The organism is Streptomyces sp. NPDC043996, assembly GCF_056435225.1.
This window is the reverse complement of sequence record NZ_JBWKEY010000021.1, coordinates 24,897-48,913: the sequence shown is the minus strand read 5'-3', so window position 1 is coordinate 48,913 and position 24,017 is coordinate 24,897. Positions and strand designations below refer to the sequence as shown.

General features: G+C 73.0%; 15 protein-coding genes and 2 pseudogenes. 11 read left to right on the top strand and 6 right to left on the bottom strand.

The features are described 5' to 3' along the window. Nucleotides 1–495 precede the first annotated feature (495 nt). The 8 genes from AC07A4_RS38725 (at nt 496) to AC07A4_RS38690 (ending at nt 10,580) form a co-directional block, all read left to right on the top strand. On the top strand, nt 496–1,740 hold the full coding sequence (locus AC07A4_RS38725; protein WP_478608560.1) for an aminotransferase class I/II-fold pyridoxal phosphate-dependent enzyme: 1,245 nt from the start codon (nt 496–498) through the stop codon (nt 1,738–1,740). Beyond that, nucleotides 1,737–2,984, top strand: coding sequence for a class I SAM-dependent methyltransferase (locus AC07A4_RS38720; protein WP_478608558.1), 1,248 nt, complete (start codon nt 1,737–1,739; stop codon nt 2,982–2,984). Before AC07A4_RS38725 ends, AC07A4_RS38720 begins: the two co-directional genes overlap by 4 nt. Further along, a complete protein-coding gene (locus AC07A4_RS38715) occupies nt 2,981–5,548 on the top strand; it encodes an MMPL family transporter (protein WP_478608555.1) in 2,568 nt (855 codons plus the stop codon). Before AC07A4_RS38720 ends, AC07A4_RS38715 begins: the two co-directional genes overlap by 4 nt. Continuing rightward, the gene (locus AC07A4_RS38710; RefSeq protein ID WP_478608553.1) at nt 5,545–6,270 is read left to right on the top strand and encodes a lysostaphin resistance A-like protein; all 726 of its coding nucleotides are present in this window, start codon (nt 5,545–5,547) and stop codon (nt 6,268–6,270) included. Before AC07A4_RS38715 ends, AC07A4_RS38710 begins: the two co-directional genes overlap by 4 nt. A 127-nt stretch (nt 6,271–6,397) precedes the next feature. Next, nucleotides 6,398–7,282, top strand: coding sequence for an NAD(P)-dependent oxidoreductase (locus AC07A4_RS38705; protein ID WP_478608551.1), 885 nt, complete (start codon nt 6,398–6,400; stop codon nt 7,280–7,282). Nucleotides 7,283–7,349: 67 nt separating this feature from the next. After that, complete coding sequence (locus tag AC07A4_RS38700; protein WP_478608548.1) at nt 7,350–7,796, top strand: MerR family transcriptional regulator; 447 nt, start codon at nt 7,350–7,352, stop codon at nt 7,794–7,796. Continuing rightward, on the top strand, nt 7,793–8,137 hold the full coding sequence (locus AC07A4_RS38695) for a thioredoxin family protein (protein WP_478608546.1): 345 nt from the start codon (nt 7,793–7,795) through the stop codon (nt 8,135–8,137). The genes AC07A4_RS38700 and AC07A4_RS38695 overlap by 4 nt, the downstream gene beginning before the upstream one ends. 181 nt (nt 8,138–8,318) lie before the next feature. Then, nucleotides 8,319–10,580 (top strand): HelD family protein, encoded by a 2,262-nt coding sequence (locus AC07A4_RS38690; RefSeq protein ID WP_478608543.1) that lies wholly within the window; start codon nt 8,319–8,321, stop codon nt 10,578–10,580. Between the two features lie 194 nt (nt 10,581–10,774). Here AC07A4_RS38690 and glgB read toward each other — a convergent pair whose 3' ends face one another. From glgB to AC07A4_RS38660, 6 genes and pseudogenes are all read right to left on the bottom strand, one after another. Then, entirely contained in the window at nt 10,775–12,961 is a 2,187-nt protein-coding gene (glgB, locus tag AC07A4_RS38685) for a 1,4-alpha-glucan branching enzyme (protein ID WP_478608737.1), read from the bottom strand. A 278-nt stretch (nt 12,962–13,239) separates the two neighbouring features. Then, the gene (locus AC07A4_RS38680) at nt 13,240–14,646 is read right to left on the bottom strand and encodes a maltokinase N-terminal cap-like domain-containing protein (protein WP_478608541.1); all 1,407 of its coding nucleotides are present in this window, start codon (nt 14,644–14,646) and stop codon (nt 13,240–13,242) included. Between the two features lie 147 nt (nt 14,647–14,793). Beyond that, complete coding sequence (gene treS / locus AC07A4_RS38675) at nt 14,794–16,536, bottom strand: maltose alpha-D-glucosyltransferase (protein WP_478608539.1); 1,743 nt, start codon at nt 16,534–16,536, stop codon at nt 14,794–14,796. Then, a pseudogene (locus AC07A4_RS38670) lies at nt 16,533–18,577 on the bottom strand (alpha-1,4-glucan--maltose-1-phosphate maltosyltransferase). The gene treS and the pseudogene AC07A4_RS38670 overlap by 4 nt, the downstream one beginning before the upstream one ends. A gap of 310 nt (nt 18,578–18,887) precedes the next feature. After that, nucleotides 18,888–20,057, bottom strand: a complete 1,170-nt coding sequence (locus tag AC07A4_RS38665; protein ID WP_478608537.1) for a S8 family peptidase — start codon at nt 20,055–20,057, stop codon at nt 18,888–18,890. A gap of 318 nt (nt 20,058–20,375) precedes the next feature. Beyond that, nucleotides 20,376–21,587: a S8 family peptidase gene (locus tag AC07A4_RS38660; protein WP_478608735.1), complete on the bottom strand. Its 1,212-nt coding sequence runs from the start codon at nt 21,585–21,587 to the stop codon at nt 20,376–20,378. Between the two features lie 399 nt (nt 21,588–21,986). Between AC07A4_RS38660 and AC07A4_RS38655 the strand changes: the two genes are divergently transcribed. The 3 genes and pseudogenes from AC07A4_RS38655 to AC07A4_RS38645 all read left to right on the top strand — a co-directional run bounded on the left by AC07A4_RS38655 (nt 21,987) and on the right by AC07A4_RS38645 (nt 23,727). Then, nucleotides 21,987–22,436, top strand: a complete 450-nt coding sequence (locus AC07A4_RS38655) for a nuclear transport factor 2 family protein (RefSeq protein WP_478608535.1) — start codon at nt 21,987–21,989, stop codon at nt 22,434–22,436. Nucleotides 22,437–22,722: 286 nt separating this feature from the next. After that, a pseudogene (locus tag AC07A4_RS38650) lies at nt 22,723–23,196 on the top strand (hemerythrin domain-containing protein); the annotation flags it as partial. 108 nt (nt 23,197–23,304) lie between these two features. Next, nucleotides 23,305–23,727 (top strand): VOC family protein, encoded by a 423-nt coding sequence (locus AC07A4_RS38645; protein ID WP_478608732.1) that lies wholly within the window; start codon nt 23,305–23,307, stop codon nt 23,725–23,727. Nucleotides 23,728–24,017: the final 290 nt, after the last annotated feature.

Here is a 24,017-nt window from a genome sequence, read left to right as displayed (position 1 = left end):
ATTGGCGGCGATCTTGATTCGGTCAGTTTCCGACCGTCCGGACGGTCGAATGCAGGCTAGCAGTCGCGGCGGATGGCTACTACTGGACTTTCCGCCAGGCGCGCGGAGAAGTGGAGTGGTTTATTCTGCGAAGCCTTTACGCGCCTGTTCAAGTTGCTAGTTGACGCTTCACCGACGCCCTCCTACAGTCGCTGAATGGCTGATTCGGGCGCCGGATCGACGACGAATCCACGCCATTTAATGATCATCAATCGGGGGATTCATGTTCATCATGTCCGCGTACTAGCTCTGTGCGTTCGATGACCTTCTCGCCGGTGTGGGAGGCCGCTGGCCGCCACCGGTTCCTGTGTGCCGTGCCGCGCCGCCGCCTGCCCGTATACCGGCCGCCCCGGCATCCGCGAAGCCCTGCGCGCATTCCTCGACCACGCCCGGAATGATCTGGTCAATTCTTTCGGGGTGCGTTCGTGGTGCGCCTGAACTCACAGAGGAAAACACATGCTGAGTACCACCCAGCCGCCCGACCTCTTTTCTCGATGCGAGCGTTTCACCGAGGCGAACGACCTGATGAAGGCCGGCCTCTACCCGTACTTCCTGCCCCTCGGCGGGCAGGAAGGCGCGATCGTCCGGCGCGCCGGACGCGAGCTCATCATGTGCGGCTCGAACAACTATCTGGGCCTCACCAACGACCCGCGCGTCCACGCCGCCGCCCGCGCCGCGCTCGACCGCTACGGCAGTTCGAGCACCGGCTCCCGCTTCCTGAACGGCAACACCGATCTGCACGAGGAGCTGGAGACGGAGCTCGCCGCGTTCCTCGGCAAGCCCGCGGCCCTCGTCCTGTCCACCGGCTACCAGGCCAACCTCGGCGCCCTCACCGGACTGCTCACCCCGCGCGACTACGTGCTCGTCGACCGCGACGCGCACGCCTCGCTCGTCGACGGCTGCCGCCTCAGCGGCGCCAAGGTGCGCCGCTTCCCGCACAACGACGCCGAAGGGCTGCGCCGCGCCCTCGCCCGGCTGCCGCGGGACGCCGCCCGCCTCGTCGTCGTCGACGGGGTCTACTCCATGGAGGGCGACCTCTGCGACCTGCCCGCCATCGCCGCGGTGTGCGCCGCGCACGGTGCCCGGCTCCTGGTCGACGACGCCCACGGGCTCGGCGTCCTTGCCCAGGGCCGCGGCACCGCCGCCCACTTCGGCCTCACCGACCAGGTGGACCTGATCACCGTCACGTTCAGCAAGTCCCTCGCGTCCCTCGGCGGTGCCGTCGCGGGCAGCGAGGAGGCCATCCACTACCTCAAGCACAAGGCCCGCAGCCTGATGTTCAGCGCCTCCATGACCCCGGCGAGCACCGCCGCCGCGCTCGCCGCCCTGCGCGTCCTGCGCGCCGAGCCGCACCTCGCCGACGCCGTGCGCGACCGCGCCGACTACGTGCGGCGCGGGCTGCGCGCGGCTGGGGTCGGCACCGGGGACAGCACCACGCCGATCATCCCCGTCCCCGTGCGCGACGCCGAGAGCACGCTCGTCGTCTGGGAGCGCCTGATCCGGACCGGGGTGTACGTCAACCCGGTCCTTCCGCCCGCCGCCAGCCCGCGCCTGCGCACCAGCTACATGGCCACCCACACCCTCGCCCAGCTCGACCGGGTCGTCGACGCCCTCGCCGCCCAGCCGGAGCTGCGCGCCACGGCCGGTCGCGCGCCCACCACCCCGGCGAGCGCGCCGCCGAGCACGGCGAGCGCGGCGTGAGCCGTGACGCCGGGTGGCTCGCCGGAGCCTCGGCGGGCCTCGGGCTCGGCTGCGCCATCGGCGGCATCGGGCCGCCGCAACTGCGGGCCGCCGTCGGGGCGTTCGCCTGCGGATACGCGCTGCTGCGGCTGACCCGCCTGGTCCCGGAGGGGGCCCGCGACACCCTGGCGCCGCTGCCTTCGCCGCCTTCGCCGCCTCCGCGGCCCGCCTTTCCACCGCTTCCGCCCGTTCCGCCTTCCGTCGGCCCTTCGGGCCCCGCCCTCGACCGCCGGATGGGCCCGCGGCCCTCCGGCCCCCTTCGCACAAGGAGCAGCCTCATGTCCCGCCTCGGTCTCGCCGCCCGCGCCCTGCGCCTGGCCGTCCACCGCGCGCACGCCGACCCCATCGCCGACTACGACGCCGCGAGCGGCGACTACGACACCTTCTTCAGCCCCGTCATGGGCGGGCACTCCACCGCCGCCCTCGACGAGGTGTCCCCGCGGCCCGGCGACCGGGTCGTCGAACTCGCCTGCGGTACGGGCCACTTGACCGCCGAGATCGTCCGCAGGCTCGACGGGCGCGGCTCCCTACGGGCCGTCGACAAGTCGCCGGGCATGCTGGCGGTCGCCAGGGCCAAGGTGGGGCCGCTCGTCGAACTCGCCCCCGAGCTTGGCGTGACGCTCGACGTGGACGACATGGACGCCTTCATCCGGCGGCAGCCCGCGGCGAGCGCCGACCTCGTCGTCGTCGGCTGGGCCATCTGCTACACCAAGCCCACGCGGCTCCTCGCCGAGATCGAACGGGTCCTCAGGCCCGGCGGCCGCGTCCTGGTCATCGAGACGCGGGCGGACGCCCACCAGGCGCTCACGCGGGGCCTTGAGCGGGTCTTCGCCGACGATCCGTCGCTGCTCACCGGGCTGATCCGGGTGGCGCTGCCGAAGAACGCGGCCGCGGTGGCCCGCTGGTTCGCCAAGGCCGGGCTCACCGTCACCGGGCAGCGCGACGGCGCCCAGGTCATCCCCGCGCACACCCCGGAAGCCGTCCTCGAATGGGTGCAGCGCTCCGGCGCGGCGGCGGGCTTCAAGACCGCCGTCGACAACGGCCGCGAGCAGCTCGTCCTCGACCGCGTCCGCGCGGCCCTCGCCGAACTCCTCGCCCGCGACGGCACCCTGGACATCCAGCACACCTTCGTCGTCGTCACCGGGGCCAAGCCCGGCGCCGCCCGCCACGGGGCCCGTACCGGCGAGGAGGCCGGCGTCGCATGAGCGAGCCGACCGGGGCCGCGGCGCCGCCCGCGCCTTCGCCGCCGCCGGACTCCGGCACCCCGGCGCCGCCCGCCGCGGCCCGGGGCGCCGTCCAGCGGGCCCTGCGCCGCCTGGCGGAGAAGCTGGCCGCCCGGCCCAAGACCGTGCTCCTGGTGTGGGCGGCGCTCATCGCGCTGTGCACGCCCTACGGCCTGGCCCTCGACGACGTGCTCACCGACCAGGGCGCGTCCAAGGTGGTGCCCGGCACCAGCGGCGCCCGCGCCGACGCACTCACCAAGAGAGCCTTCCCGCACCGCTCCGAGCGGGAGGTCACCGTCGTCGTCGAGGCGCCCGACGTGCGCGCCCCCGCCGTACGGTCCCTGCTCGCCGACCTCGACGCCCGGCTCGCGAAGCCGCGCGCGGACGGCGAGGTGGAGCGCACGTCGTCCGCGTACACGCTGTACCGGGACACGGCCGCGGCCTTCCTGAACGGCGTGCGCAAGGACGCCCGCGCCTCGGGCGACGCCCGCGCCTTCGTCGAGCGGCGGGTGGCGGACGGCCGGGTGCCGCCCGCCCTCGCCGGGCCCGCCCGCGAGGCCGCGCGGGCGCAGGACGCCAGGGCCGTGGCGCGGATCGCGGGCGCGTTCGCGGCCCGCGCCGACTGGAAGGCGTACCCGCTGCCCGTGCCCGGCGACGCCCTCGGCAGGCTCATCGCGGAGGACGACAGGGCCGCGCTCGCCTCCGTCAGCTACACCGAGAAGGCCGGGGCCGACCCGGACGTCGACGGCCTTCGCGCGACCGCCCGCGAACTGCTCGCCGCGCACGACCCGGGCGGCGGCGCGCGGGTCCACGTCACCGGGGAACTGGCGCTCATCCACGACACGTACGACCAGGCGGAAGCCGACAACTCCCTGATGGAGTCGGTGGCCTACGTCCTCGTCCTCGTCATCCTCGTGGTGTTCTTCCGCGCCCTGGTGCCCGCCGTCCTCACGCTCGTCGTGATCGGCCTCTCGCTCAACGTCAGCCAGGCCGCGCTGCACCTGCTCGGCACGCAGGTGACGCTCACTCAGTTCACGGTCACCATCATGACGTTCGTGATGCTCGGCGCGGGCGTCGACTACAGCATGCTCCTGTCGTCCCGCTACCGGCAGGAGCGCCTCGCGGGCAGCCCGCCGCGCGAGGCCGCCGTGCGCGCCACCGTGCACGCGGGCGAGAGCATGCTGCTCGCCGCCGGGGCCGTGGCCCTCGCCTTCGGCGCGACCCTGCTGTCCCCGGTGGACTGGATCCCGCCGCTCGGCTACGGCGGGCTCATCGGCATCCCCCTCGTGCTCGCCGCCGCGCTCACCCTCACGCCGTGCCTGCTCGTGCTGCTCGGCGACCGGTTCTTCGCGCTCGGCCGGGGCCCGCTCGCCGACCTGGAGCACCACGGCGCCATGGGCGGACACCTGCGCCGCACCGCCGCGTTCGCGCGCCGCCGCAAGGTCGCCGTCGTCGTGGTGTTCCTCGCCGCGACGGTCCCCTTCGCGCTGCTCGCCGCCTCCAGCCGGTCCACGTCGGACCCGGTCGCGCTCAGCCCCGCGACCGACTCGCGCGAAGGCTTCGAGACCGTCAAGCGGCAGTGGGGCGACGCCGCCGTCATGCCGACGGTTGCCCTCGGCCGCGCCGCGCCCGGAGTCGTCCGCGACGGCGAACTGACCGCCGAGGGCCGCGCCGCCGTCACCCGGCTCACCGAACGCCTCGCCGAGGTGCCCGGCGTCGCCTCCGTGGACTCCGTGACCCACCCCTACGGCAGGCCCTGGACGGCCGGGCGACTGGCCGAAGCGGGCCGTTCGGTCAGCGACGACTATCTCGCCCGCGACGGCACCCTGCGCTTCGTCATCGCCCTGGACGAGGACCCGTACGCGAAGGCCGCCGCCGACACGGTCCGGCGCGTCGAACGCGTCGCCCACGACGACGCGGCCCGCGCCGTCGCCGCCCTGGAGGTCGGCGGCACCACCCTGGTCGACCAGCAGTACGGCGCCGCCCTGCGGTCCAGCTTCTGGCAGATGGTCGCGCTCGTCAGCGCGGGCGTGTTCGTGATGCTGGTGATCACCCTGCGGTCGCTGCTCGTGCCGCTGCGGCTGATCGCCACCATCATGCTGAGCAACGTCTGGGCCGTCGGCCTGACCGTCCTTGTCTTCCACCACTGGCGCGGCGAGGCGATCATCGACGATCTGCCGATCTTCCTCACCGTCCTGATGATGGGCCTCGGCATGGACTACGAGATCTTCCTGGTCACCCGGGTGCGGGACCTGCTGCGCTCCGGGCTCAGCCAGGAGGAGGCCACGATGAGAGCCGTCGTGGACACCGGGCGCGTCATCAACGCCGCCGGTCTCGTCATGGCCGGGAGCCTCGGCACCATGGTCCTGTCGTCGACGCTGATGCTCCAGGAGTACGGCGCCGGACTCGGCCTCGCCGTGCTGCTCGACGCCACCGTCATCCGCATGCTGTTCGTGCCCGCCACGCTGCTGCTCCTGCGCAAGTACAACTGGTGGCTGCCGAGCCTGCCCGCCCGGCGCCGCCCCGCCAAGACAGCGGCGGGGTGAGGACGTTGACCCTCACCGAGCCGGACCGCCGCCCCGGCGCCCTCGGCCGCCTGCGCCAGCATCACGCGGCCCGCCCCGTCGCCACCGCCGCCGCCCTGTTCGCGGTGCTCGCGGCGGTGCGCGTCGCCGGTGCCTTCACCTTCACGGTGATGGTCCTGTCCGTGGCGCTCAGCGCGGCGGTGCTGCTCGTGCTCCCGCGTGAGCGGTGGGCCGAGGCGGGGGTGCGCGGCTTCCAGGTGGCGCCCGCCGCCCTCGGCACCGCGCTCGTCGCGGTCGTGTACGGGCAGACGTTCCTCGCCACCCGCGACGCCTTCGGCGGCGGCGACGACAACTGGATCACCTGGATACCGAAGCTCTTCGAAGGCCTGGTGCCGGGCGCGCCCTGGGCGGACGCGGCGGCGATGGTCCTCGCGCTCGGCGTCCTGGTGCCGCTGGTGGAGGAGGTCTGCTACCGGGGCGTCCTGTACCGGGCGGTCGAGGACCGGTGGGGCGTCCGCTCGGCCGTGGTCGTCACGGCGGCGGGCTGGGCGGCCGTCCACCTCGGCGACTACGGCCTCAACCCGTACAACCCCAAGGTGATCTGCGGACTGCTCCCGTCCGTGTTCCTGATGGGCCTCGCCCTCGGCCTGTGCCGGGCCCTCACCGGCTCTGCCCTCGCCTGCGCCGCCGCCCAGGGCACCTGCAACCTCCTGCTGCTCGGCGCGGCCACCGCGTGGCTGTGACGCCGGGAGCGGGCCAAAGGACCGCTCGACGCGCGAGCCGAAGCCCGCCCCACACTTACCCGTTGGTCAGTACCTCACCAAATAGTCGGTACTTGTGGTGTGGTGCGTGCCGATCAAGCATGGAGGCATGCCAAACGAAACGAATCCCAAGACCCCCGTCACCGTCATCGGCCTCGGCGCGATGGGCCGAGCCCTCGCCGGAGCCTTCCTCGCCGCCGGTCACCCGACGACCGTGTGGAACCGCTCGGCGGGCAAGGGCGAGGAGCTGGTGGCCCGGGGCGCCGTGCGCGCGGCGAGCGCCGCCGACGCGGTCCGCGCCGGTGATCTCGTCGTGGTGTGCGTCGTCGACTACGACGCCTCGCAGGCCGTCCTCGAACCCCTGGCCGCCGACCTCGCCGGGCGCACCGTCGTGAACCTCACCTCCGACAGCCCGGACCGCGCCCGCGAGGCCGCCGCCTGGGCCGCGAAGGCGGGCGTCGACTATCTGGACGGCGCGGTCATGGTGCCGACGGTCGTCGTCGGCACGCCGGACGCGCTGCTGTTCCACGCCGGGCCGCGCGCTGTGTACGAGAAGCACGAGGCGGCGTTGAAGGCGCTGGGCGGGCAGACCACGTACGTGGGTGAGGACCACGGGCTCGGCGCGGTCTACGACCTGTCGCTGCTCGACTTCTTCTGGACCTCGATGTCGGGCCTGGTGCACGCCTTCGCCCTGGCCACGGCGGAGGGCGTCCCGGCCACGGCCGTCGCGCCCTTCCTCAAGGCCAACGCTGGTCTCGTCGCGACCATCGCGGACGGCATGGCCGAGGAGGTCGACTCCGGCGCCTACCTGGGCGCGGAGGCGAACCTGGCGATGGAGGTGGCGGGCATCGACCACATCGTGCACGCCGCCGAGCACCGGGGCCTCGACACCTCGGTCCTGCGTGCGGTCAACACGGTGGCCAGGCGCGCCGTGGACCTGGGGCACGGCGCCGACGACTGGACGTCGACGGTGGAGGCCGTCCGCAAGCCCTGAGGCCACCGGTCGTGAGCGGTCCGCGAGGGCTGGCGTTGACGCCGACGTCAAGGGTTACGGTCGCGGCATGCGCATCGGCGAACTCGCGTCGCGCGTGGGGACGACCACGCGGACGCTGCGGTACTACGAGTCGCGCGGGCTGCTGCCCGCGCGGCGCGACGGCAACGGCCATCGCACGTACGGCGAGGACGACGTCCGGCTCCTGGAGCAGATCAGGACGCTCCAGGACTTCGGGTTCGAGCTTGAGGAGACCCGGCCGTTCGTGGAGTGCCTGCGGTCGGGGCACCCGGAGGGCGACTCCTGTCCGGCGTCGGTCGCCGTCTACCGCCGCAAGCTCGCCGAGCTCGACGCGCTGATCGGCGAGTTGGGCGCGGTACGGGCGCAGGTCGGCGCGCAGCTGGCGCGGGCCGAGCGGGCGATGGCCGAGCTGGCCGCCGATGCCGGGGCTCCGGGGGGTCCGGGGCCCGGGTGCGAGCTGAACGGGCTGAACCGACTGAAGGGGATGGGCGGATGAGCGTGGCGCGGGCCGAGGGTGTGGCCGAGGTGACGGACGCGGACTTCGGGTTCGAGGTCCTGGGCGGGGACCGGCCGGTCCTGGTGCAGTTCACGGCCGAGTGGTGCGGTCCGTGCCGCCAGCTGGCGCCGGTGCTGGGCGAACTGGCGCGCGATGAGGGGGACCGGCTGAAGGTCGTCGCCCTGGACGTGGACCGGAATCCGGAGACGACGGTGGCTTACGGCGTCCTTTCGACGCCGACGCTGATGGTGTTCCGGGACGGCGAGCCGGTGTGGCAGTCGGTGGGGGCACGGGCGAAGAGGCGCCTGGTGGGTGATCTGGAGGGCGCGGGCGTGCTGTGAGCCGCGCGGGCGTGCGCTGAAAGGTGCGGGCGTGCGCCGAGAAAGAGAAAAGCCCCGGACGTGATTGACGTCCGGGGCTTTTCTCTGCGTATAGTGGATTCTTTCGCATTGCCCTGCCCAATTAGGCATAACGGTAACGCGAGAATCAATATACAAGCACTGTAACGGGCGAGGGGCTGAATTGTCAAGCGAGGAATTGCGGGAAGAGCAGCAATTCGTCACCGGTCTGTACGCACGCCTCGACGCGCTGCGCGAGGAGGCGGAGGCCGCCGTGCGCGCGTCGCTGCGACAGGTCGGCAACGGACTCCAGGCGCGCCTGGAGCGCGACGTGATGGTGGCCGAGGGCTCCGGGCTGCTCGCCGCCTTCGAAGCGGGCGAGAACGGGCTGTGCTTCGGGCGGCTCGCGTTCCGTGACGGCCGCGACCACCACATCGGGCGGATCGGCATCCGCGCCTCCGACACCGAGCGCACCCCGCTGGTGATCGACTGGCGGGCGGAGGTGGCGCGCCCCTTCTACCTCGCCACCGGCCACACCCCGATGGGCCTGCGCAGGCGACGGCACATCACCACCAAGGGCCGCGACGTCACGGCCCTGCACGACGAGATCCTCGACCTGGCCGACACGAGCCGCACCGGCCACGAGAGCGCCGACGCCGACGAGGTGCTGCTCGCCGCGCTGAACTCCGCGCGCACCGGCCGCATGCAGGACATCGTCCAGACCATCCAGGCCGAGCAGGACCGCATCATCCGCGCCCCGCACCAGGGCGTCCTCGTCGTCGAGGGCGGCCCCGGCACCGGCAAGACCGTCGTCGCGCTGCACCGCGCCGCGTACCTGCTGTACGCCCACCGGGAGCTCCTCGCCAAGCGGGCCGTGCTGATCGTCGGCCCGAACCCGGCCTTCCTCGGCTACATCGGCGACGTGCTGCCCGCGCTCGGCGAGACCGGGGTGCTGCTCGCCACGCTCGGCGAGCTGTTCCCCGGCGTCACGGCCACCGGCACGGACACGCCCGAGGCGGCCGAGGTCAAGGGCCGCGCGGAGCTCGCCGACGTCCTCAAGCGGGCCCTTGAGGACCGGCAGCGGCTGCCCGAGCCGGGCGCGCCGCTGATCGTCGAGCACGACGACGGCGATCTGATCCTGGACTGGGAGATCGCCTACGAGGCGCGGGCCGCCGCGCGCGCGACGCTGCTCCCGCACAACCTCGCGCGGCCGACGTTCGCCTTCCACGTCATCGACGCGCTCACCCAGCAGCTCGCCGAGCGCATCGGCCACGACCCGTACGGCGGGCCGAACTTCCTCGGTCCCGACGACATCGCCCAGCTCGGCAAGGGCATCGCGGCCAGCGCCGAGGTGCACGCCGCGATCGAGGAGCTGTGGCCCGCGCTCACCCCGCAGCGGTTCGTCGACGACTACCTGGCCGACCCCGCGCACCTGCCGGACGCGGACGCCGCCGCCGTGCGCCGGGCGCCCGGCGCCCCCTGGACGCCCGCCGACGTGCCGCTGCTCGACGAGGCCGCCGAGCTGCTCGGCAAGGACGACAGCGCGGCCCTTGCCCGCGCGGAGGCCGAGCGGCAGCGGCAGGTCGCGTACGCGCAGGGCGTGCTCGACGTGTCGTACGCCTCGCGCACCTACGAGTTCGAGGACAAGGAGGACACCGACCCCGACGGCGCCGAGGTCCTCTTCGCCCACGACCTCATCGACGCCGAGCGCATGGCCGAGCGGCAGGAGGAGGCCGACCACCGCAGCGCCGCCGAGCGTGCCGCCGCCGACCGGACCTGGGCGTTCGGGCACATCATCGTCGACGAGGCGCAGGAGCTGTCCGCCATGGCCTGGCGGCTGCTCATGCGGCGGTCACCGACGCGGTCCATGACGCTCGTCGGCGACCCCGCGCAGACCGCCGAGTCCGGCGGCGTCGGCTCCTGGGCGGACATCCTCACGCCGTACGTCGAGGACCGCTGGGAGTACCGGCGCCTCGGCGTCAACTACCGGACGCCCGCCGAGATCATGGCCGTCGCCGCGGAGGTGCCGCGCGCGGCGGGGCGGGGCGACTTCGAGCCGCCCCGGTCCGTGCGGGCCACCGGCGTGCGGCCGTGGGCGCGGGCTGTGGAGGCCCTCGACCTTCCGGCCGCCGTCGCGGACGCGCTCCCGGGTGCCGGCGAGGGGCGGTTCGCCGTCATCGCGCCCCGGTCGCTGCACGCGGCGCTGGCGCCGAAGCTGCCTGACGTCACCGCCGAGGGCGTGCCCGACCTCACGCGCTCCGTCGTCCTCCTCGACCCCCGGCAGGCCAAGGGCCTGGAGTTCGACGCGGTCGTGGTCGTCGAGCCCGCCCTCTTCGGCCCGAGCGACCTGTACGTCGCCCTGACCCGCGCCACGCAGGACTTGGGCGTCCTGCACACCGGGCCCTTGCCGGAGGCGCTGCTCGGCGGGGGGCTTGCGGTGCGGTGAGCGGGTGCGGGCGCGTGGGTGGTTCCCCGCCGCTACCGCGGCGGGATGTTTCCCACCCGCCCACCCGTGCGCCCCTGAGCTGCGAAACGGCGCCCTCGACGCGTGGCGCTTTCCCGCCGTCCCTCTCTGTGGGCAGCTGGTCCGCCCAGAGGGCGGAACGGGTGGGCACAGCGCCGAAGCCGCCGGGCACCCGGTCAAGCCGGGCGCAGCCACACCGTGGCAAGGGGCGGCAGCGTCAGGCGCAGGGACACGGGACGGCCGTGGGCGGGGGTGGGGTCGGGCTTCAGGGGGTCGGGGTTGAGGACGCCGCTGCCGCCGTACGCGGACGCGTCCGTGTTCAGGACCTCCCGCCACGCCTCGAACTCCTCCGGCACCCCAAGCCGGTAGCCGTGCCGCACCACGGGGGCGAAGTGCGAGACGGCGAGCAGCGGCCCCCCGGAGCCGTCCGCCGCGTACCGCAGGAAGGCGAACACGTTGTCCTCCGCCGCGTCCCCCACCACCCACGAGAACCCCCCGGGGTCGGTGTCCCGCTGCCAAAGCGCGGGCTCCGCCCGGTAGCGCGCGTTCAGCTCCCGCACGAGGTCCCGCACCCCCCGGTGGTCCGGCTCCGCCCCGTACGCCGGATCGAGCAGCCACCAGTCGGGCCCGTGCGCCTCCGCCCACTCCGCGCCCTGCGCGAACTCCTGGCCCATGAAGAGGAGCTGCTTGCCGGGGTGCGCCCACATGAACCCCAGGTACGCCCGGTGCCCGGCGCGCCGCTGCCACCAGTCGCCCGGCATCTTCGACACCAGCGCCCCCTTGCCGTGCACCACCTCGTCGTGCGAGATCGGCAGGACGTAGTTCTCGCTGTAGGCGTACACCATCGAGAAGGTCATCTCGTGGTGGTGGTACTTGCGGTGCACCGGGTCCTTGGCCATATAGCCGAGCGAGTCGTGCATCCAGCCCATGTTCCACTTCAGGCCGAAGCCGAGCCCGCCGAAGCCGCCGGGGCCCGTGTGGTGGGTCGCGCGCGTCACCCCGTCCCAGGCCGTGGACTCCTCGGCGATGGTGACGACGCCGGGGGAGCGGCGGTAGACGGTGGCGTTCATCTCCTGGAGGAAGGACACGGCGTCGAGGTTCTCGCGGCCGCCCCGCTCGTTCGGCGTCCACTCGCCGTGCTCGCGCGAGTAGTCGAGGTAGAGCATCGAGGCGACGGCGTCCACGCGCAGGCCGTCGATGTGGAACTCCTCGCACCAGTACGTGGCGTTGGCGACGAGGAAGTTGCGGACCTCCCGGCGGCCGTAGTCGAACTCCAGGGTCCCCCAGTCGGGGTGCGCCGCCCGCGCCGGGTCCTCGTGCTCGTACAGCGGCCGCCCGTCGAACTCGGCGAGCGCCCAGTCGTCGCGCGGGAAGTGCGCGGGCACCCAGTCCATGAGGACGCCGATGCCCGCCTGGTGCAGGGCGTCGACGAGGTGCTTGAAGTCGTCGGGCGTGCCGAGCCGCGCGGTGGGCGCGTAGAAGCCGGTGACCTGGTAGCCCCAGGAGCCGCCGAAGGGGTGCTCGGCGACCGGCATCAGCTCGACGTGGGTGAACCCCAGGTCCCGTACGTACGCGGGCAGTTGCTCGGCCAGCTGGCGGTAGGTCAGGCCGGGGCGCCAGGACGGCAGGTGCACCTCGTACACCGAGAACGGCGCCTCGTGCGCGGGCGGCGCCTCGGCGCGGCGCTCCAGCCACGCCTCGTCGTGCCAGGTGTGGTGCGAGGCGTGCACGATCGAGGAGTTGGCGGGTGGCTCCTCGGTGCGGCGGGCCAGCGGGTCCGCGCGGAACGTCATGGCGCCGTCGGGCCGGGTGATCTGGAACTTGTACAGCTCGCCCTCGTCGAGCGCGGGCACGAACAGCTCCCACACGCCGCTGCCGCCGAGCGACCGCATCGGGAAGCCCGTGCCGTCCCAGTAGTTGAAGTCGCCGACGACGCGCACGCCCAGCGCGTTCGGCGCCCACACCGTGAAGCGGGTCCCGGCGGTGCCCTGGTGCGTCATCGGCCGCGCCCCGAGCGCGTCCCACAGCCGCTCGTGCCGCCCCTCGCCGATCAGATGCAGATCGAACGCGCCGAGCGCGGGCAGGAAGCGGTACGCGTCGTGGGTCTCCAGTTCCGTGTCGGCGTACGTGACGTGCAGGCGGTAGTCCTCGGGGACGGCCCGCAGCGGAAGCACGGCCGAGAAGAAGCCCTCGCCGTCGTCGCGCAGGTCCGCGCGGACGCCCCCGCTGACGACGGTCACCGAGCGGGCGTGCGGGCGCAGCGCCCGGAACGCCACCCCGTCGGCGACGGGGTGCGCGCCGAGGACCGCGTGCGGGTCGTGGTGGGTGCCGGAGAGGAGCCGCGCCCGGTCGTCGCCGGGCACGGGGGAGCCGGCGGGCTCCCCGGACGCACGGGCCCCGGAAGCCTTCGCCTTCGCCTGGGGCTGGGACTTGGACTTGGACGTGGCCTTGGGCTGTGGCTTGGCCTTCGCCCTGGGCTTGGCCGCCGCCCTCCGGGGCGCCTTCGGCGTGACCTCGGGATCGGGTTCGTTCGCGGGGACGGAGGAGGGGGGACGGCGGGTCACGGGGGCGGCCTCCTGTGCGTGTCTGCGGCGGACGTACGGGCGGACGAGTCAGGGTGCGGGCGTGCGGGCGTACGGGGTCAGCGGGCGTCGTCCGCCGCGAGCTGGTCGAGCGCCGCGAGCGGCACCGGCAGCCAGTCGGGGCGGTGCCGGGCCTCGTACACGGCCTCGTAGACGGCCTTGTCGGTCTCGTGCGCCCGCAGCAGCACCGGCTCGGTGCGCGGGTCGCGGCCGCTGACGTCGGCGTAGCCCGCGCAGTACGCGGCCCGGCAGGCGCCCGCCCACGCGGGGGACCAGGGGCGTGAGGTGCGGGCGGCGTAGTCGAAGGAGCGCAGCATGCCCGCCACGTCGCGGGCCGGTGGCTGCGGCATGCGGCGCTCGGCGAGCGGCCGGGCGGGCTCGCCCTCGAAGTCGATGAGGAACCAGTCGCCTGCGGGCGCCCGCAGGCACTGCCCCAGGTGCAGGTCGCCGTGGACGCGCTGGGCGGTCCAGTCGGTGCCGCTGTCGGTGCCGAGGTCGGCGAGTGCCTGGTAGGCGGTGCGCAGCGCGGGCTCATAGGGGCGCAGCGCGGGGACCGCCCGCGCGGCGGCCGCCAGGCGTTCGGTCATGCCCTGCGCGAGGAGCCGCACCTGGGCGCGGCCCAGGGAGACCGTGGGCAGCGCGGCGGCGAGCGCCGCGTGCACCTCGGCGGTGGCCCGGCCGAGCGCGCGGGCCTCGGCGGTGAAGTCCTCGCCCTTGGCGAGGACCCGCAGGGCGAGCTCCCAGCCGTCGGTGGCGCCGCGCACGTACGGCTGGAGGACCCCGAGGACCAGCGGTTCGTCGGCGGACTCCGCGAGCATCCAGGCGGCGGGCGCGGGGACGCGGGCGCAGCCGCGCCGGGCGAGGGCGTGGGGGAGTTCGAGGTCGGGGTTGACGCCGGGCACCACCCGGCGGAACAGCTTCAGGATGAACGTATCGCCGTAGACCAGCGAGGAGTTGGACTGCTCGGCGCCGAGGGGGCGGGGCGCGAGCCCCACGGGTATCTCCGTCCCCCCGGCGCGCGCGAAGCGCAGCACGCCGATCCTGCCGGGTATCCGCAGCCGCTCGATGAGCAGGGCGGTCAGGCGCGCGTCGTGGGGTGCCGCGTAGACCGTACGGCCCGCGAGCGCGCCCTCGGTGACATGGCCGATGAGCGCGGGCGCGAGCCGGGGCGGCAGTTCGGCGCGCACGCCGAGCAGCAGCTGGTAGCAGTCGGCGGGCGGCTCGTGCCCGTCGGCGGCGCCCGGGGCGGGGACGTGCGGCTGGTGCACCCGGATCAGCAGGTGCAGCAGGCCGGGGTCCGCCCCGGGCGGCAGGAGCTCCGTCGCCGCCACGAGCTCGAAGCCCGTGACGGGACGGCCCTTGCCCGCGAACCACCGCTGGCGGGGCAGCCAGCCGCGCAGCAGCGGGTCGAGCGACGCGATCAGCGCGGCGGCGTGGGCACTGGGGCGGGTGGCGGCTTCCGACATGGCGTCGTGTCCTTTCCGCGCCCTCGACGAGGGGTGTCAAGGGGAGGTGCCGAAGGTGCCGGGCAAGGGGAGTGCCGGGTACGAGTGCCCTGTGCGGTGTGGCTCACGCCCGACGGTGGGCGTGTTCACACCGTCGTCACGGCGACCTTACGCCGGGTCCTCACGCAGCCGGAACCAGTAGAACCCGTGCCCCGCGAGGGTCAGCAGGTACGGCAGTTCGCCGATGGCCGGAAAGCGCACACCGCCGATGAGTTCCACGGGATGGCGGCCGTTGAACGCGCGCAGATCGAGCTCGGTGGGCTGGGCGAACCGGGAGAAGTTGTGCACGCACAGTACGAGGTCGTCAGGGCCGTCGGGACCGCCGTCCGTGCCGCCGTCGCCGGTGGCGGGCGCCTCGCGCAGGAAGGCGAGAACGGCCGGATTCGACGAGGGCAGCTCGGTGTACGAGCCGAGGCCGAACGCCGGGTTCTGCTTGCGGATCTCGATCATGCGGCGGGTCCAGTGGAGCAGCGAAGAGGGCGAGGACATGGCGGCCTCGACGTTGGTCACCTGGTAGCCGTAGACCGGGTCCATGATCGTGGGCAGGTACAGCCGTCCCGGGTCGCAGGAGGAGAAGCCCGCGTTGCGGTCGGGCGTCCACTGCATCGGTGTGCGCACGGCGTCCCGGTCGCCGAGCCAGATGTTGTCGCCCATGCCGATCTCGTCGCCGTAGTAGAGGATCGGCGAGCCCGGCAGGGACAGGAGCAGCGCGGTGAACAGCTCGATCTGGTTGCGGTCGTTGTCGAGCAGGGGCGCGAGGCGGCGGCGGATGCCGATGTTGGCGCGCATGCGCGGGTCCTTGGCGTACTCCGCGTACATGTAGTCGCGCTCCTCGTCGGTGACCATCTCCAGGGTCAGCTCGTCGTGGTTGCGCAGGAAGATGCCCCACTGGCAGCCGTAGGGGATCTTCGGGGTCTTGGCGAGGATCTCCGAGACCGGGTAGCGCGACTCGCGGCGCACGGCCATGAAGATGCGCGGCATCACCGGGAAGTGGAACGCCATATGGCATTCGTCGCCGCCGTTCTCGAAGTCGCCGAAGTAGTCGACGACGTCCTCGGGCCACTGGTTGGCCTCGGCGAGCAGCACCGTGTCGGGGTAGTGGGCGTCGATCTCGGCGCGCACGCGCTTGAGGAGGTGGTGGGTGCGCGGGAGGTTCTCGCAGTTGGTGCCCTCCTCCGCGTACAGGTACGGCACGGCGTCCAGGCGGAAGCCGTCGATGCCGAGGTCGAGCCAGAACCGCAGGGCGGAGACGATCTCCTCCTGGACGGCCGGGTTCTCGTAGTTGAGGTCCGGCTGGTGGGAGAAGAAGCGGTGCCAGTAGTACTGCTTGCGGACCGGGTCGAAGGTCCAGTTGGAGGCCTCGGTGTCGACGAAGATGATGCGGGCGTCCTGGTACTGCTTGTCGTCGTCGGCCCAGACGTAGTAGTCGCCGTAGGGTCCCTCGGGGTCGGTGCGAGAGGCCTGGAACCACGGGTGCTGGTCGCTGGTGTGGTTCATGACGAAGTCGATGATCACGCGCATGCCGCGCTGGTGGGCGCAGTCGACGAACTCCACGAAGTCCGCGAGGTCCCCGAACTCGGGCAGGACGGCCGTGTAGTCGGAGACGTCGTAACCGCCGTCGCGCAGCGGGGACTTGAAGAACGGCGGCAGCCACAGGCAGTCCACGCCGAGCCACTGGAGGTAGTCCAGCTTGGCGGTGAGGCCCTTGAGGTCTCCGACGCCGTCGCCGTTGCTGTCCTGGAAGGAGCGCACCAGGACCTCGTAGAAGACGGCGCGCTTGAACCACTGGGGGTCGCGGTCCTTCGCGGGAGTGTCCTCGAAGGTGTCCTGGACGGGCTCGTTGACGATCATGGTGTGGGTGACCCTCCGATCAGCGGTAGGACGGTCGCAGGACGAGTACGTGCGCGGGCGTGACGCCCGGGTCCAGGCGCACGTAGTTGGCCCTGCCCCAGTAGTAGGTCTCGCCGGTGAGCTCGTCGCGCACCGGCACGGACTCGTGCCAGTCGAGGCCGAGCCGTGGCATGTCCAACGAGACCGTGGCCTCCTGGGTGTGGTGGGGGTCGAGGTTCACGACGATCAGAACCGTGTTCGAGCCTTCGGGGTGGTGTGCGGTCTTCGAGTACGCGATCACCGAGGCGTTGTCGGTGTCGTGGAAGCGCAGGTCGCGCAGGCGGCCGAGGGCCGGGTGGGCGCGCCGGAGCTCGTTGAGCCGGGTGATGAGGGGCGCGATGGAGCGGCCCTCGCGCTCGGCGGACGCCCAGTCGCGCGGGCGCAGTTCGTACTTCTCCGAGTGCAGGTACTCCTCGCTGCCGGGGCGCAGCGGGGTGTTCTCGCACAGCTCGAAGCCGCTGTACACGCCCCAGGCCGGGGAGAGCGTCGCGGCGAGCACCGCGCGCGCGGCGAAGGCGGGGCGGCCGCCGTCCTGGAGGTAGGCGTGCAGGATGTCCGGCGTGTTCACGAAGAGGTTCGGCCGCAGATAGTGCGCGGTCTCGGTCGACAGCTCCGTGAGGTAGTCGGTGAGTTCCTCCTTGTCGTTGCGCCAGGTGAAGTACGTGTACGACTGGTGGAAGCCGATCGCGGCGAGGGTGCGCAGCATCGCGGGGCGGGTGAAGGCCTCGGCGAGGAAGAGCACGTCCGGATCGGTGCGGTGGATGTCGGCGAGGACCTCCTCCCAGAACGCGACGGGCTTGGTGTGCGGATTGTCCACGCGGAACACGCGCACCCCGTGCCCCATCCAGAACCGCAGCAGCCGGATGGTCTCGGCGGTGAGGCCGGGCAGGTCCCGGTCGAAGTGCAGGGGGTAGATGTCCTGGTACTTCTTCGGCGGGTTCTCCGCGTACGCCAGCGAGCCGTCGGCGCGGCGGGCGAACCAGTCGGGGTGCTTGTCCACCCACGGGTGGTCGGGGGAGCACTGGAGCGCGAAGTCCAGGGCCACCTCGAGGCCGAGCCGGGCCGCCTCGGCCACGAAGCCGTCGAAGTCGTCGAGCGTGCCGAGGCCGGGGTGGACGGCGTCGTGGCCGCCCTCCGGGGAGCCGATGGCCCAGGGCACGCCGACGTCGTGGGGCCCGGCCGACAGGGAGTTGTTGGCGCCCTTGCGGTGGGTGGTGCCGATGGGGTGGACGGGCGGCAGGTACACGATGTCGAAGCCCATGTCCGCGATCGCGGGCAGCCGCTTGGCCGCCGTGCGGAACGTGCCGGACACGGGCGGCTCGCCCGCGCGGACCACCGCGCCCTCCGAGCGCGGGAAGAACTCGTACCAGGAGCCGAAAAGGGCCCGCTCCCGGTCCACCCGCAGCGGGAACGCCTCGGAGGCGGTGAGCAGGTCGCGCGGCGGATGGGCGGCGAGGGCGGCGTCCGCCTCGGGGGTGAGCGCGCCCGCGAGGCGGGCGGCGGGCGGGCGCGTGGTGTCGCGCAGGGCGGCGACGGCGGCGAGCACCGGGTCGCGCAGTTCCTCGGGCACCCCGGCGGCCGCGCGCGCGTACAGCCGCGCGCCCTCCTCGAGGACCAGGTCGGTGTCGATGCCCGCCGGTATCTTGATGCCCGCGTGGTGCCGCCAGGTCGTGAGCGGGTCGCCCCAGGCCTCCACGGTGAACGTCCAGTCGCCTTCCCGGTCCGGCGTGACGTCGGCGCCCCAGCGGTCGGTGCCCGGGGCGAGCTCCCGCAGGGGGGTCCAGGGCGCCGGGTGGCCCGCCGGGTCGCGAAGCACCACGTTCGCGGCGACCGCGTCATGGCCTTCGCGGAACACGGTGGCGCTGACCTGGAAGGTCTCGCCGACCACGGCTTTGGCGGGGCGCCGGCCGCCGAGCACGAGGGGCTCGACGTCAAGGATCGGGATCCGTCCGGTGACCGGCGCGGGGGTGGACTCCCTTGCGGGCTGACGGGTTCGGGGCATGACCGCTCCTGTTCCGCGAATACGTAGGCGGATGCTGGGTGTGGAGGGGTTCCGCGGGGCGCGCGCACGGGGTCGTTCGGGGCGCGTGCACGCGCGTACCGGAGGAGCCTTCCCACGGTTCTCGGGTGGGCAATCCGGCGCTTTGTTAACTACTCGCGCGTAACGGCATACACAAGACCGGTCACACGGAGAACGTGCGGCGCGTGCCGTCCCAGGGGGGAACGGCGAACCCCCGGCAGGAGGTGGTGCTTCCTGCCGGGGGCGGGTGCAGCGGTGGAACTGTCTTGGTGGAACTGTCCTGGCGAACGGGCTAGTTGGCCTGGAGGAGCCGGTTGGCGGTGCCGGGGCCCGGGTTGGTGATCAGGTTCTTCGCGGACCGGAGCATCAGCATCCGGGCCACCTCGGCGGGCGGCGCGAGGCGGCGCTGGTCCAGGTACAGGGCGGCCGCCCCGGCGACGTGCGGCGCCGCCATCGACGTGCCGGACAGCGTCCTGGACGCGTTGTCGTTCGCGATGCCCGCCGAGGTGATGCCGACGCCGGGCGCGAACATGTCCACGCTCAGGCCGTAGTTGGAGAACGGGGCGCGCACGTCGCCGCGGTCGGACGCCGCGACGGTGAGCGCCTCGGCCACGCGCGCGGGCGAGACCAGGCTGGCCGGCCTGTTCTCGTTCCCGGCGGCGACGGAGTACGTCACGCCGGACGCGATGGACCTCCGCACGGCCTGGTCGAGCAGCGCGTTGGCGCCCGCGCCGAGGCTCATGTTGGCCACGGCGGGCTTGCGCGCGTTGCGGGTCACGAAGTCGACGCCCGCGATGACCTGGCCGAGGGTGCCGGAGCCCTGGTTGTTCAGGACGCGCACGGCCACGACGTTGGACCGCTTGGCCACGCCGTAGTTGCGGCCCGCGATGGTTCCGGCGACGTGGGTGCCGTGCCCGTTGCCGTCCTGCGCGATGGGGTCGTTGTCCACGAAGTCGAAGCCGGAGCGGGCGCGTCCGCCGAAGTCGCGGTGGGTGGTGCGCACGCCGGTGTCGATGACGTACACGGTGACGCCCTGGCCCGCGGGCTCCGGGTAACGGAAGGATCGATTCAGCGGCAGCCGCTGCTGGTCGATGCGGTCGAGGCCCCACGACGGCGGGTTCGGCTGGAGCCCGTCGGCGTGGACCGTGATGTCGCGGCTGATCGCGGTGACGGACGGGTCGGCGGCGAGCCGCTTGGCCTCCGCCGAAGTGGCCCGCACGGCGAAGCCGTTGAGGGCCGAGCGGTAGGTGTGCGTGACCTTCAGGCCGTACTTCTCGGCCAGGTCCCGCCCCTCGCCGGACGCGGCGCGCGTGTCCGACGCGAGGGTGACGACATAGCCGCGCTCGGACGAGTCCTTGTCCGAGGCGGCCTGTGACGACGGGGCGACGGCGGCGAGACCGGCCGTCAGAGCGACGGCTATCCCGGCCGCGGCGGCCCGCCGCGCGTTTCCTGATACTGGCATGCGCATGTGCTGGTTCCCTCCCCATTGGACGCGACCTTCCCTCCCCTGGGAGCGACCCTCGTGCTGGGTCGCCTGACGGTGCGCGTCCCTCGAAGCGTGGCGGGGCCGGGTGAACCGCCACAAGCCTGTACGAGACGGGGGAGACCGCCTTTACTCCCACTTGACCAGGCACTTCATGGGCCTACACGTGCCACTTGAGGCGAAGCGTGGGGGAGGGCGGGAAAGGGCGAGCGGCGGCTTGGGTGCCGGGTCCCCCAGGCGGACGACAGCGGCCCCCGGCAGGGGGTGGAGACTCCTGCCGGGGGCCGCTGGTCGGGGCTACTTAACTTGGAGCAGGCGGTTCGGAGAGCCCGAGCCCACGCCGGACAGCTTGTTCTTGGCGGCCCGGTCGGTGAGCGCCTTGCTCACCTTGGCGGGCTTGGCCGTGGGGTGCGAGGAGAGGTAGAGCGCGGCCGCGCCCGCGGCGTGCGGCGCCGCCATCGACGTACCGTCGAAGACCTCCGTGCCGGTGTCGCTGCGGTGCGACGCCGACTTGATCGCGACGCCAGGCGCGAACAGGTCAAGGCGGGAGCCGTAGTTGGAGAACGAGGGGCGCTTGTCGCGGCGGTCGGAGGCGCCGACGGTGACGGCCTCCTTGACGCGGGCGGGCGACCAGTTGCTCGCGGGGTCGCTGTCGTTGCCCGCGCCGACCGTGTACGTGATGCCGGCCGCGATCGACTTGCGCACGGCCGCGTCCAGCTGCGCGTTGCCGGGGCCGACGAGGCTCATGTTGGCGACGGCGGGCTTGCGCGCGTGCCGGGTCACCCAGTCGATGCCGCCGATGACCTGGGCCAGGCTGCCCGAGCCCTGGTTGTCGAGCACGCGCACGGCCACGATCTTGGCCTTCTTGGCGACGCCGTACTTGGAGCCCGCGACGGTTCCCGCCACGTGCGTGCCGTGTCCGTTGCCGTCCTGGGCCTTGGCGTCGTTGTCCACGAAGTCCCAGCCGGAGCGGGCCCGGCCGCCGAAGTCCTTGTGCGAGGTGCGCACGCCGGTGTCCAGGACGTAGACCGTGACGCCCCTGCCGCCGGACGCGGGCGGCGAGTACCGCTTGTTCAGCGGCAGGCTCTTCTGGTCGATGCGGTCCAGGCCCCACGGCGGGTTCGTCTGCGCCGCGCGCACCGCGCCCGAGGCGCCCGGCGTCCGCGCGCCCAGGTCCACGTTCACCCGCTGGTCCTTGGTGACGGACACGACCGACGGGTCGGCGGCGAGGCGGCGCGCCTGCTCCGCGGTGGCCCGCACGGCGTAGCCGTTGAGCACCGCGCTGTACGTGTGCTGGATGCGCGCGTCGTACCGCGCGGCGACGTCCTTGCCCGCGCCGGACGTGGACGCGGTGCCCGCCTTCAGCGTGACGATGTAGATCCCGCCGCGGCTCTCGCCCCCGGAGCCCGGAGCGGCGTGGGACGCGGGCGTCACGGCGGCCAGCAGGCCCGCCGCGGCGACGGCCGTGACGGCCGCGGTCCGGCGTCTGTGGCTTCTCGCTCGAAATATGCTCATGTACTTTTCCCTCCCCTGGGAAACGGCTGGTTCGGCGCCTTGCGCGCGCCGCGTGCCGCTTACGCGTGCCAGGCAGCGTCTCGTGTGCGGGTGATCGGCCACAAGGCGGCCCGAGTGGCGGAATCGGTCATATCGACCCGCCGTTTGGCTGATTGAGGCTCAACCCAAGCCTGAGCTTGGAATGATGCCAGTAAATCCTAGGATTGACTTGGATTTTGCCTCTCATCGAAGATCTACGCAGGGCCCGGGCGGCAACCCGCCCCGAGTCCTCGTCGGCGTCCGGACGGCGGCGAGGGGAACGGGCGGGTGCCGACCCATCTCTCTTCGGCCGGGCGGGAACACGGCGTCCGAAGTCCGCCAGCAGCCCGTGCCGCGACCGGCCACCCTGACCGCATGACCATCACCACACCCCCGGCGAGCGTCCGTTCCGTTCTGGCCGGAATGTACGCCGCCGAACTCCGCTACCTGGAGGCGGGGGGTCCAGGACGGGCCTCCTTCGCCACCCTCGCGCCGTCCTTCGCGCCCGACGTCGTCCTCCACCAGGCCGACGCCCTGCCCTACGGCGGCACCTGGCGCGGACACGAGGGCCTGGAGCGGTTCTTCCTCGCGATGAGCGACACCTGGGCGGAGTTCGCCATCGCGGAGCAGGAGTTCGTGGCCGACGGCGGCCCGGGGCCCAGCGGCACGGCCGTCGTGCGCAGCGACATCCGGGCCCGCTCCCGGGCCACCGGGCGCGCCCTTGCGTTCCCGATCCTCCAGACGGTCCGGGTCGAGTCCGGGCGGATCGCCGAGGTCCACCCCTTCTACTGGGACACGGCCGCGATCGCGGCGGCCTGCCGCTAGGGCCCTGACCGGCCCCGCGTTGACAGGGCGCGGGGCCGCCGCGTGTAATGGGCACCGTGCCGCGTGGCTTGGGCCAAAGAGCAGTGGGCGGGCCTTCGACCGGGCGAGCACCTTCACCAAGGGACATGACCTTGCGTTCACACCGACGCGCGCGTCGCCTCGTCGTCTGACGTAGCCGCGACCCCGCGTCCCGCCCCGTGACGAAGCTCCGGGACGCACTCTCCCTCGCCTTCACCGCGCTCGCGCCCGCGCGCGTCCGCGCCACCTGTCTGGAGTTCCCTTCCGCATGCCCACGACCACGCCCACACCCGCGTCCCCGCAGGCGCCCCGCGAGATCCGTACGCTCGCCGACAAGCTCCTTGAGGTCCACGACTGGCTGCGCGAGCAGCTCGGTCACATCCGGGCCGAGGCCGACGCCCATCTCGCCGCGCGCGCCGCCCACCAGGGTCCCGGCGCGCCGCCCGCGCCCGGCCTCGGCCTGCAGATCCGCCAGCGCTGCCTGGAGTTCTGCGACGCGCTCACCTTCCACCACACCGGCGAGGACGAGCACGTCTTCCCCGGCGTCGCCGCCCACCACCCCCACCTGCGTGAGCACCTCGCCCGCCTCAGCGAGGAGCACCGCGAGGTGGCCCGCCTCAAGCAGGGCGTCCTCGATCTCCTCGGCGAGATCGACCTCACCGAAGCCGACCGGTTCCGCACGGAATTCGAAAACCTGTCGCAGCGTTTGACCGCTCACCTGGATCATGAAGAGTCATGGCTGGTGCCGGTCCTGGCCGAGGTGCCGTTTCCGCCCGGTCCGGCAGGCCCGCCCGCATCCGTACCCGAGGAATCCGTAGCCAAGGATTCCGTACCCGAGGAGGACACCCCGATGACCGAAACCGCGAAGCCGAGCCTCGTCCGCGTCAAGGACTTCGACCACCTGGTGCTCAACGTCCAGGACGTCGAGCGCTCCCTGGAGTTCTACTGCGGCACGCTCGGCCTCGAACCCGTGCGCGTCGACGAGTGGCGCGCGAAGAAGGTCGGGTTCCCGTCGGCCAGAGTGAACCCGGTGACCATCATCGACCTGGTCGCGAGAGAGCGCGGCGAGTCCAACGTCGACCACATCTGTCTGGTCGTGGACCCCCTGGACTGGCAGGAGGTCATCGACTCCGGCGCGTTCACGGTCCTCGAAGGCCCCGTCCCGCGCTTCGGCGCGCGCGGCAGCGCCCAGTCGGTCTACGTCCAGGACCCCGACGGCAACACCGTGGAACTGCGCTGGTACCCGCAGGACCGCGAAGACGGCGGGGCCTAAGGGCCCGCGGGCCTGAGGCCTCAGGCCCGCGGGAGCAGCTCCCCGACGCGCGCCGCGTCCAGCGTGCGCCGCTGGGTGACCGCGATCGCGGCGGTGACGACATGCTGCCCGGCAGCTCCTCGGCGAGGACCAACAGGCCCTCGTCGAGGAGCTGTCGGCGCAGCCCGTCGGGGAACCGGCCCCGGCCGAGCAGCCGCATCAGGGTCCGCCACAGGGGATGCACACGGTGGCGATACCCGCCCCGCCCCACCGGAAAGCCGCCGTCCGCCGGGCGGGACCGGTGGCGGCAC

What these genes read in the sequence shown, in the direction of transcription:
- AC07A4_RS38725 (WP_478608560.1), top strand. Translation starts at nt 496, where the DNA reads ATGCTGAGTACCACCCAGCCGCCCGACCTCTTTTCTCGATGCGAGCGT.
- AC07A4_RS38715 (WP_478608555.1), top strand. Translation starts at nt 2,981, where the DNA reads ATGAGCGAGCCGACCGGGGCCGCGGCGCCGCCCGCGCCTTCGCCGCCG.
- AC07A4_RS38705 (WP_478608551.1), top strand. Translation starts at nt 6,398, where the DNA reads ATGCCAAACGAAACGAATCCCAAGACCCCCGTCACCGTCATCGGCCTC.
- AC07A4_RS38700 (WP_478608548.1), top strand. Translation starts at nt 7,350, where the DNA reads ATGCGCATCGGCGAACTCGCGTCGCGCGTGGGGACGACCACGCGGACG.
- AC07A4_RS38695 (WP_478608546.1), top strand. Translation starts at nt 7,793, where the DNA reads ATGAGCGTGGCGCGGGCCGAGGGTGTGGCCGAGGTGACGGACGCGGAC.
- AC07A4_RS38680 (WP_478608541.1), bottom strand. Translation starts at nt 14,646, where the DNA reads ATGTCGGAAGCCGCCACCCGCCCCAGTGCCCACGCCGCCGCGCTGATC.
- treS (WP_478608539.1), bottom strand. Translation starts at nt 16,536, where the DNA reads ATGATCGTCAACGAGCCCGTCCAGGACACCTTCGAGGACACTCCCGCG.
- AC07A4_RS38665 (WP_478608537.1), bottom strand. Translation starts at nt 20,057, where the DNA reads ATGCCAGTATCAGGAAACGCGCGGCGGGCCGCCGCGGCCGGGATAGCC.
- AC07A4_RS38655 (WP_478608535.1), top strand. Translation starts at nt 21,987, where the DNA reads ATGACCATCACCACACCCCCGGCGAGCGTCCGTTCCGTTCTGGCCGGA.
- AC07A4_RS38645 (WP_478608732.1), top strand. Translation starts at nt 23,305, where the DNA reads ATGACCGAAACCGCGAAGCCGAGCCTCGTCCGCGTCAAGGACTTCGAC.